We start from the raw sequence: 8,242 nt of genomic DNA on the forward strand, positions 1-8,242 counted from the left end.
GCTCGGCGTCCTGCCCGCCACCGGTTCCGGGGGCCTGATCAGGCCCCCGGAACCGGTGGACGAACAATAAAAGTGTTACCCATGTACCCGGGCAGAACTGTTACCCATGTTTCCGGTTGCACAGAGAACCCTTTTCTCAAAGGGTTCCCTTCTCCCCTTCCCCCGGCCGCCGGAGGCAAAAAAAAGGCCCCCGCCCGGTGAACCGGGCGGGGGCCTTATCGTTGCAATCATCTCCTAGCTCAGCCAGTCGTCGCCTTCCTCGATGGGGGCGAAGCCCCGGCGCATGGTGTTTTCGCTGACCAGGCGCGGGTCCATGAACTGGAGCAGGTAATCCGGGCCGCCGGACTTGGAGCCCACGCCGGACATCTTGAAGCCGCCGAAGGCGTGGCGCTCGACGAGCGCGCCCACGGAGTGCTTGTTCAGGTACAGGTTGCCCACGCGGAACTCCCTGTAGGCCCGCTCCAGGTTGTGCGGGCTGCGCGAGTACACGGCGCCGGTCAGCGCGAACCGGGTGGAGTTGGCGATATCCAGGGCCTCGTCCATGTCCTTGGCGCGCATGACCGAGAGCACGGGGCCGAAGACCTCTTCCTGGGCGATGCGGTGTTCCTTGGTGATGTTCTCGACGATGGTCAGGGGCACGTAGCAGCCGCCGGTGGCCTTGAGGTCGTCGGACACGTTGCGCTTGACCAGCACCCGGCCCTCCTCCTCGGCGATCTTGACGTAGCGCAGGACGTTCTCCTGGGCGGCCTTGTCCACCACCGGGCCCATGTAGTTGGCCGGGTTCTCGGACGGTCCGAGCTTGATGGACTTGGCGGCCTGGGTCAGGCGGCCGACGAAGCGGTCGTAGATGGCGTCCAGGACGATGACCCGCGAACAGGCCGAGCACTTCTGCCCCTGGAAGCCGAAGGCCGAGTAGAGCACGCCAAGCACGGCCTCGTCGAGGTCGGCGTCGTCGTCGATGATGGTCGCGTTCTTGCCGCCCATCTCGGCGATGACCCGCTTGCACTGCTGCTGGCCGGGCTGGGCCACGGCCGCACGCTGCTGGATGCGCAGGCCCACTTCCATGGAGCCGGTGAAGGCGATGACGGCCACGTCCGGGTGGTCCACCAGGTGGTCGCCCATGACCGAACCGCGTCCGGGGCAGTAGTTGAACACGCCGTCGGGCAGCCCGGCGACCTTCCACATGTCCACCAGGGCGCGGCCCACGCAGGAGGAGGACCCGGCGGGCTTGTAGACCACGGGGTTGCCGCAGACGATGGCCGCCGAGACCATGCCCACGGAGATGGCCATGGGGAAGTTCCACGGGGCGATGACCGCGGCCACGCCCTTGCCCTGGTAGAAGAGATGGCTCATCTCGCCTGGGGCCCGGCCCATGCGGCGGGGCTTGCCCAGGCGGATCATCTCGCGGGCGTAGTATTCGAGGAAGTCGATGGCCTCGCCCACGTCGGCCTGGGCCTGATCCCACTGCTTGCCCACTTCGAGAACCTGGAGGGCGGCCATGTCGTGGACATTGGCCTTGAGATGCGCGGCGGCCTTGAGCAGGATTCCGGCGCGCTCCTCGGGGGATACGTCGCGCCAGGAGAAGTAGGCCGTGCGGGCGGCCTCCACGGCGGCGTCCACCTCGGCCACACCCGCCTGGCACACGGAGCCGATGATCTCGTCCGGATTGGCCGGGTTGTAGGAATCCAGGGTGTCGTCCGTGGCCACGTCCTTGCCGTTGATGAACAGCGGAACCCGCTTGCCCATGGCGGCGCGGAGCTTGGCGATGGACGCGGGAAAGGCCTCGCGCTCTGCCGCGAGGGTGAAGTCCGAGGGCGGGAAGTTGCGGAACCGGGGCAGCCCCGCCTTTTCCTCGGGCTCGGTCTTGCAGGCGCTCTCCAACTGGCGGCGCAGGGTCTCCTGGGGGTTTTCCAGGAGCCGGTCCATGTCCGCCTCGTCGGCGAAGGTCTGCTTGAGGAAGGACTCGTTGGCCGTGTTCTCGAGCAGGCGGCGGACCAGGTAGGCCATGCCGGGCAGCAGGTCGCCGTAGGGGCAGTAGAGGCGCACGCGCTTGGCCACGTTCTTGAGGCCCTTGCGCACGGGCTCGGCCATGCCGTAGAGGACCTGGAACTCGTAGCGGTCCTCGGGCACGTTCAGCGCGGCCGCGTTCTCCATGACCGCCGAGATGGTCCGGATGTTGTGCGAGGCGCAGGCGAAATGGCAGATGTCGTGGTTTTCGAGGATGTACCGGGAGACGCGCTCGTGGGCCATGTCGGACTCGGGCTTGTGGGTCCAGACGGGCACGGGCCAGTCGTTCTGCTTGGCCAGCACGGTCTCGTAGTCCCAGTAGGCGCCCTTGACCAGGCGGATGGACACCGGAAGGTTGACCTCGCGCGCCCAGTCGATGAACAGGCGCACGTCCTCGTCCACGGACTTGAGATAGGCCTGGAAGACGATGCCCAGGTGCGGGTAATCCGGGTACTTGAGGCGCAGCCGCTTGTACAGCTCCACCGTGGCTTCCTTGTACTTGAGCTGTTCCATGTCGATGCACATGAACCCGCCCATCTCCATGACCTTCCTGTAGACCGGCTCGATGCTGCGGACCATGCCGTCCACGGTGCCTTCGAGGTCCACGGGCTTGGACTGGGAGTAGAAGGCCGAGGGCTTGACCGCCACGTTGACCTTGGGGGCGGTGCCCCAGTCCAGCTCGCCGTCGGCGTCGCCCAGCGCCTTCCACTTGTCCAATTCCTTATGTATGGCGTCCAGGACCTCCAAGTAGCCGTCGCGGTAGGCGTCGGACTCCTCCTCGGACACGGTGGCCTCGCCGAGCAGGTCGAGGACGAAGGCGAACCCGTCCTTGCGCAGCTTCTTGATGCCCTTGACCGCCTCCTTGGCCTCCTGGCCGATGATGAACTGGCGGGCCATGGACTCGAGGTTGGAGCGGATGGTCTTGTTCAGGACCTTGGCCACCAGGCCGCCGCCGAACTTGGTCTTGGTGGCCCCCCATTTGAGCACGTCGGGGATGTTGGAATCCTCGCCCGCGAAATATTCTTCGATATGGCGGGAAAGGGATTCCGAGGTGTTCAGGTATGGAAGAACATCAACAAATCTGAATAGCTGGACCTTGAAATCTTCGTTTTTCATGGACCAATCCATGACCTTGCCGGTCCACCAGCCTTTGTTGAAAACCGAAGGAGATTCGCCGGAAATGGACGAAAAAAACTCCCTGCCCCGAGCGATGATACTCGGGTCCAGGGAGGTCGGGGTAGCGGACATTGTTGACTCCTTGTGTTCTAGTCTTTTTCGTGGGGGAGCGGTATGACCCGGGACTCTTTGACCGTGGTCAGGACAATGGTCGAATTGGTGTCCCTGACCGGCCCGATGGTGCCGAACTTGGCCAGCGTGGCCTGCAAGGCCTCGGTGTCTTCCACCCGGACCTTGACCAGGTACGAATCCCGCCCTGCGGTGTAATGAACTTCCAGAACCTCCGGGAATTCGGCCAGTTTCTGGCCGACCTCGGTGGCGCCCACGCCCTCTTCCACCCGTATGGAAGTGAAGGCCGTCAGCCCACGGCCCAGGGCTTTGTGGTTGACAATACATTCATAGCCCTTGATGATACCGCTCTTCTTCAGCTTGCGCACGCGCTCGAGCACGGCCGAAGGAGCCTTGCCGACCTTTCGGGCTATCTCGGCATTGGAAACCTTTCCGTCTTCCTGAAGGATGTTCAGGATTTCCAAATCCAGCTTGTCAATTTTTCTGATATTCATGGATTTAGGGAATAATATTCTTTTTTACCTGTGTCAAGTACCTTGCCGCGCCTTGGGCAACGCCCCCGCACATACAACTTTTCTTTTGCCTTCTCCTCGGATATTCTGACAATTCGATATGTTCAGCTAAAACTCCTGTTTCCGGCAAGGGACGATACCGCATGACCAAGAACAACCCCAGCCAGACCGATGCGCGGGTCTCCATTTCGACCCGGGGCGACGGCCTGGTCGTGACCCTGTCCGGACGCCTGGACGCGGCGGGCGCCGCCTCGGTCTGGAGCGACGCCGTCAAGGGCGCCGACTCGGCCGGTTACGCCCGGCTGACCGCCGACTGCGGGGGCGTGACCTACATGGACGGCGCGGGCGTAGGCCTGCTCCTCCGGCTCAAGGAGTTGTGCGCCGAGCGCAAGGCCGCCATCGAGCTCGCCAACCTGCGCGACGAGGACAGCCGCCTGCTCGCCCTGACCTGGGACAACTTCCTGCCCAAGATGCAGGCCGCCGAGAGGGAACGGCGCGGCCTTGCCGAGTCCCTGGAGGCGTACGGCGACGAGATCTGGCGCAACATCCGGGAAATGATCTCCTTCGTGGGCGAGTCCGCCGTCCTGCTTTTCCAGGCCGCCGTCCATCCGGGCCGGGTGCGCTGGAAGGACGTGGTTCTGGCCTGCATCAACGTGGGCGTGGAGTCCATGTTCATCATCGTGCTCATCGGCTTTCTCATGGGCCTGATCATGTCCTTCCAGTCGGCCATCAGCCTCCAGCGGTTCGGCGGCGAGATATTCGTGCCCAACATGCTCGGCCTGGTCATGTTCCGCGAGATGGGGCCGCTGGTCACCTCCATCCTCCTGGCCGCCCGGTCCGGCTCGGCCTTCGCCGCCGAGATCGGGACTATGAAGATCAACGAGGAGCTGGACGCCCTGACCACCATGGGGCTTTCGCCCATGCGCTTCCTGGTCGTCCCCAAGCTGCTGGCCACCATGTGGATGGTCCCGCTGATGACCATGTTCTTCAACATGGCCAGCCTGGTGGGCGGCGCGCTGGTCATGCTCTCCATGGGCTACCCCCTGGTGACCTTCACCTCGCGCGTCTTCGCCAACGTCGGCGCGACCGACTTCTGGGGCGGCATGGCCAAGGGACTGGTCTTCAGCTTCCTGGTGGCGGGCGTGGGCTGCCTGCGCGGCATGCAGACCCGGTCCGGGGCCAGCGCGGTGGGGCTTTCCACCACCAGCGCCGTGGTCTCCGGCATCATCCTCATCGCCTTCGCCGACGGCATCTTCGCCGTGGCGTACTATTATTTGGGATTATAGGCGGACGTCATGGCGGACACCAACCCGGTCATCAGCGTGCGCAACCTGACCTGCGGCTACGGCGACGTCGTCATCGTGGACGACGTGACCTTCGACATCCGGCGGGGCGAGGTCTTCATCATCCTCGGCGGCTCGGGCTGCGGCAAATCCACCCTGCTCAAGAACATGATCGGCCTGATCGAGCCCATGGCGGGCCAGGTCTGGTTCGGCGACGAGGAGTTGACCGCCGCCTCCGGGGCCGCGCGCCAGACGATCATCCGCAAGTTCGGGGTCATGTACCAGATGGGCGCGCTCTTCGGGTCCATGTCCGTGCTCCAGAACGTCATGCTCCCGCTCGAGGAGTTCACCGACCTGCCGCCGGACGCCATCGAGATCATCGCCAAGTCCAAGCTGGCCATGGTGGACATGGAGAGCGCGGCCTTCAAGATGCCCGCCGCCCTGTCCGGCGGCATGAAGAAGCGGGCGGCCATCGCCCGGGCCATGGCCCTCGACCCCGGCATCCTCTTCCTCGACGAACCGGGCGCGGGCCTGGACCCCGTGTCCAGCGCGGCCCTGGACGAATTGATCCTGGACCTGTCCAAAAACCTGGGCATCACCTTCGTCATCGTCACCCATGAGTTGGAAAGCATTTACAAAATAGCGGATCGGGTTATCATGCTCGACAAGGAAGTAAAATCCATCGTGGCCGAAGGCGACCCGCGCGTGCTGCGGGACACCTCGGACAACCCGTCCGTCAGGCGCTTCTTTCTCCGGCAACCCGACATCCACGCCCCCGGCCTTGAAACGGACGGGCAACCGGCAGCCCAAGGATAGGCAATGGTACGCAAAAAAGACTACTTCAAGCTGGGCCTGTACATCATCCTGGGCACCGGCATGCTCCTGGCCGTGGTCATCATCCTCGGCGGCGGGCGCTTTTTCCAGACCACCTTCCCCCTGGAGACCTACTTCGACGAGTCGGTCAACGGGCTGTCCGTGGGCTCCCCGGTGAAGCTGCGCGGCGTCCAGGTGGGCCGGGTGGCCGAGATCAACTTCGTGTCCAACATCTATCCCCAGGCCACTGCGGACGAGGCCCGCTACGTCTACGTCCGCTGCGAGATCAACCCGGAACTGTTCGAGAAGCTGACCGCCAAGGACTTCGTCACCTACGTGGCCCGCGACGCCGAGCGCGGCATGCGTATCCGGCCCACTTCCCTGGGGCTGACCGGCCAGCTCTTCCTGAACACGGTCTACCAGGACCCCAAGAGCAACCCGCCCCTGCCCATCAACTGGACCCCGGAGTACGCGTACATCCCATCCGTGCCCTCCACCCTGAGCCGGGTCGAGGAGGCCGTGACCACCATCAGCAAGACCCTGAGCAGCCTGAAGCAGGAAGACCTCGAATCCATCATCAAGGACGTCAAGTCCATCGTCGGAACCATCGACCACTTCATGAAGACCGAGGGCGGCAGGGAAGCGGGCAACCGCTTCCTCGACATCCTCCAGTCCACCAGGGGCATCCTGGCCCGGACCGACAAGCTGCTCGCCGATCCGGCGGCCGAGACCATCATCCCCCGCGCCGCCTCCATCCTGTCCAACGTCGACCGCATCACCACGGAATCCGCCGACAACATCATCGCCGCAGCAGCCGAGACCAGGGCGGCCATGGACAGCTTCAAGCAGGCCTCCCAGGTCTTGAGCAAGACCCTGACCGACCCGCGCATGGACAAGGCCATGGCCGAGATCGCCCCCACCCTGGAAAACATGTCCAAGGCCTCGGCCGACCTGGCCAACGCCGTCACCAAGGTCCACGCCCTGGTCAACCGCCTCAACGGCGTAACCGCCTCCCAGGAAGCCAACGTCCGGTCCATCATCGAGAACACCAGGGAAGTCATGCAGAATGTCAAGGAACTCACGGACGAGGCCAAACGGTACCCGTCCGGCGTGATCTTCGGCAATCCGCCGAACAAACCCCATCCCGAAGGCAACTAAGCGGTGCACGCCATGAAACGATACACAATCCTCGTCGCCCTCCTGGTCACGACCCTGGCCGCCACGGCCTGCGTCAAGCTGGGCTCCAGGCCCCTGGAAAAACGCTACTACCAGATCTCCCCGGCGCGCACCGCGCAGAAGGCCGACGCGCCCAGGAACATCATCCTCATGGTCCGGCGGCTGGCCATCTCGGACCTTTACAACTCCCGCGAGCTGGTCTACCGAGGGGCCGGGGAGCGCGTGGAATCCGACTTCTACAACATGTTCTTCGTCAACCCGGCCAGCATGCTGACCACGGAACTGCGCCGCTGGCTGCGTGAATCCGGCCAGTTCAGCCACATCCTCGAACCGGGCAGCATGGTCGTGCCGACCCTGACCCTGGAAGGCACGGTCAACGCCCTGTACGGCGACTATTCCGGCGACCAGCCCGCCGCCGTGGTCGAGATGCAGTTCTTCGTGGTCGATGAATCCACCGCGGACAACGCTATCGTCTTCTCCGGCTCCTACGCGAAGCGCGTGCCCGTGGCCGACGCCGCCCCCCAAACCCTGGTTAAGGCCATGACCCAAGGCGTGGAGCAGATCTACGCCGCCCTTGAAACCGACTTGGCCGCCGCGCCGCTCAAAGACTGATGGCAAAAAAGAAACCGACCTACCTCCCTTCCGATTTCGACGAGATCGATGACCGCCCAAGCCGTTCCCAGCTCAAGCGCGACATGACCTCCCTGCAACAGCTCGGGGCCGACCTGGCCGCGCTCGGCGACAAGGTGATCCGCGAAGCGGGCCTACCCCCCGAAGTGGAAAAGGCCTTGCTGCTGCTCAAGACCATAACCAAGCACGAGGCCAGACGCCGCCACATGCAGTACGTGGGCAGGCTCATGCGCACCTTCGACACCGCCCACGCCCGCGAACTGGTCGAGACCGCCCGCCTCGGCCATCAGGTCAAGACCAAGGCCTTCCAACGCGTCGAAGACCTGCGCGACCGCCTCGTCGACGGCGACGACGAACTGCTGCAAAGCCTGTTCGAGGCGCACCCCGAAGAAGGCCAGCGCCTGCGCCAACTGACCCTCGGCGCGCGCCGCGAAAATGCCAACAACAAGCCCCCCAAAGACACCCGGGCCCTCTTCCGCCTCCTCCGCGACATCGAGGGGGAGGAGTAGGCCTCCGGCGGCCGGGGGAAGGGGGAAAGGGAACCCTTTGAAAAGGGCTTCCCTTTCCCCCTTCCCC

At 64.3% G+C, this 8,242-nt stretch carries 7 protein-coding genes; 5 read left to right on the forward strand and 2 right to left on the reverse strand.

Annotated features, from left to right (window positions below):
- Positions 1-234 precede the first annotated feature (234 nt).
- Both AB6M95_RS18975 and AB6M95_RS18980 read right to left on the reverse strand, forming a co-directional pair.
- Complete coding sequence (locus AB6M95_RS18975; RefSeq protein ID WP_371388312.1) at positions 235-3,255, reverse strand: proline dehydrogenase family protein; 3,021 nt, start codon at positions 3,253-3,255, stop codon at positions 235-237.
- A 17-nt stretch (positions 3,256-3,272) separates the two neighbouring features.
- Positions 3,273-3,746 carry an Lrp/AsnC family transcriptional regulator gene (locus tag AB6M95_RS18980; RefSeq protein WP_371388313.1) on the reverse strand — a complete coding sequence of 158 codons (474 nt, stop codon included), beginning with the start codon at positions 3,744-3,746 and terminating at the stop codon, positions 3,273-3,275.
- Positions 3,747-3,907: 161 nt separating this feature from the next.
- On the opposite strand from AB6M95_RS18980, the gene AB6M95_RS18985 reads away from it, so the two are divergent.
- The 5 genes from AB6M95_RS18985 to yjgA are packed head-to-tail and all read left to right on the forward strand — an operon-like array spanning position 3,908 to position 8,175.
- Positions 3,908-5,050: an ABC transporter permease gene (locus AB6M95_RS18985; protein WP_371388314.1), complete on the forward strand. Its 1,143-nt coding sequence runs from the start codon at positions 3,908-3,910 to the stop codon at positions 5,048-5,050.
- 9 nt (positions 5,051-5,059) lie between these two features.
- Entirely contained in the window at positions 5,060-5,863 is an 804-nt protein-coding gene (locus AB6M95_RS18990; protein WP_371388315.1) for an ABC transporter ATP-binding protein, read from the forward strand.
- A 3-nt stretch (positions 5,864-5,866) separates the two neighbouring features.
- Entirely contained in the window at positions 5,867-7,018 is a 1,152-nt protein-coding gene (locus AB6M95_RS18995) for an MlaD family protein (protein ID WP_371388316.1), read from the forward strand.
- A gap of 12 nt (positions 7,019-7,030) precedes the next feature.
- Positions 7,031-7,648: an ABC-type transport auxiliary lipoprotein family protein gene (locus tag AB6M95_RS19000; protein ID WP_371388317.1), complete on the forward strand. Its 618-nt coding sequence runs from the start codon at positions 7,031-7,033 to the stop codon at positions 7,646-7,648.
- Complete coding sequence (gene yjgA / locus AB6M95_RS19005; RefSeq protein WP_371388318.1) at positions 7,648-8,175, forward strand: ribosome biogenesis factor YjgA; 528 nt, start codon at positions 7,648-7,650, stop codon at positions 8,173-8,175. Before AB6M95_RS19000 ends, yjgA begins: the two co-directional genes overlap by 1 nt.
- Positions 8,176-8,242 lie beyond the last annotated feature (67 nt).

It is taken from the genome of Pseudodesulfovibrio karagichevae (assembly GCF_041414475.1).
In the GTDB taxonomy this organism is placed as follows: Bacteria; Desulfobacterota; Desulfovibrionia; order Desulfovibrionales; family Desulfovibrionaceae; genus Pseudodesulfovibrio; species Pseudodesulfovibrio karagichevae.

Excerpts from the sequence above, each read along its gene's own strand:
- AB6M95_RS18975 (WP_371388312.1), bottom strand. The coding sequence starts at position 3,255 with ATGTCCGCTACCCCGACCTCCCTGGACCCGAGTATCATCGCTCGGGGC.
- AB6M95_RS18980 (WP_371388313.1), bottom strand. The coding sequence starts at position 3,746 with ATGAATATCAGAAAAATTGACAAGCTGGATTTGGAAATCCTGAACATC.
- AB6M95_RS18985 (WP_371388314.1), top strand. The coding sequence starts at position 3,908 with ATGACCAAGAACAACCCCAGCCAGACCGATGCGCGGGTCTCCATTTCG.
- AB6M95_RS18990 (WP_371388315.1), top strand. The coding sequence starts at position 5,060 with ATGGCGGACACCAACCCGGTCATCAGCGTGCGCAACCTGACCTGCGGC.
- AB6M95_RS18995 (WP_371388316.1), top strand. The coding sequence starts at position 5,867 with ATGGTACGCAAAAAAGACTACTTCAAGCTGGGCCTGTACATCATCCTG.
- AB6M95_RS19000 (WP_371388317.1), top strand. The coding sequence starts at position 7,031 with ATGAAACGATACACAATCCTCGTCGCCCTCCTGGTCACGACCCTGGCC.
- yjgA (WP_371388318.1), top strand. The coding sequence starts at position 7,648 with ATGGCAAAAAAGAAACCGACCTACCTCCCTTCCGATTTCGACGAGATC.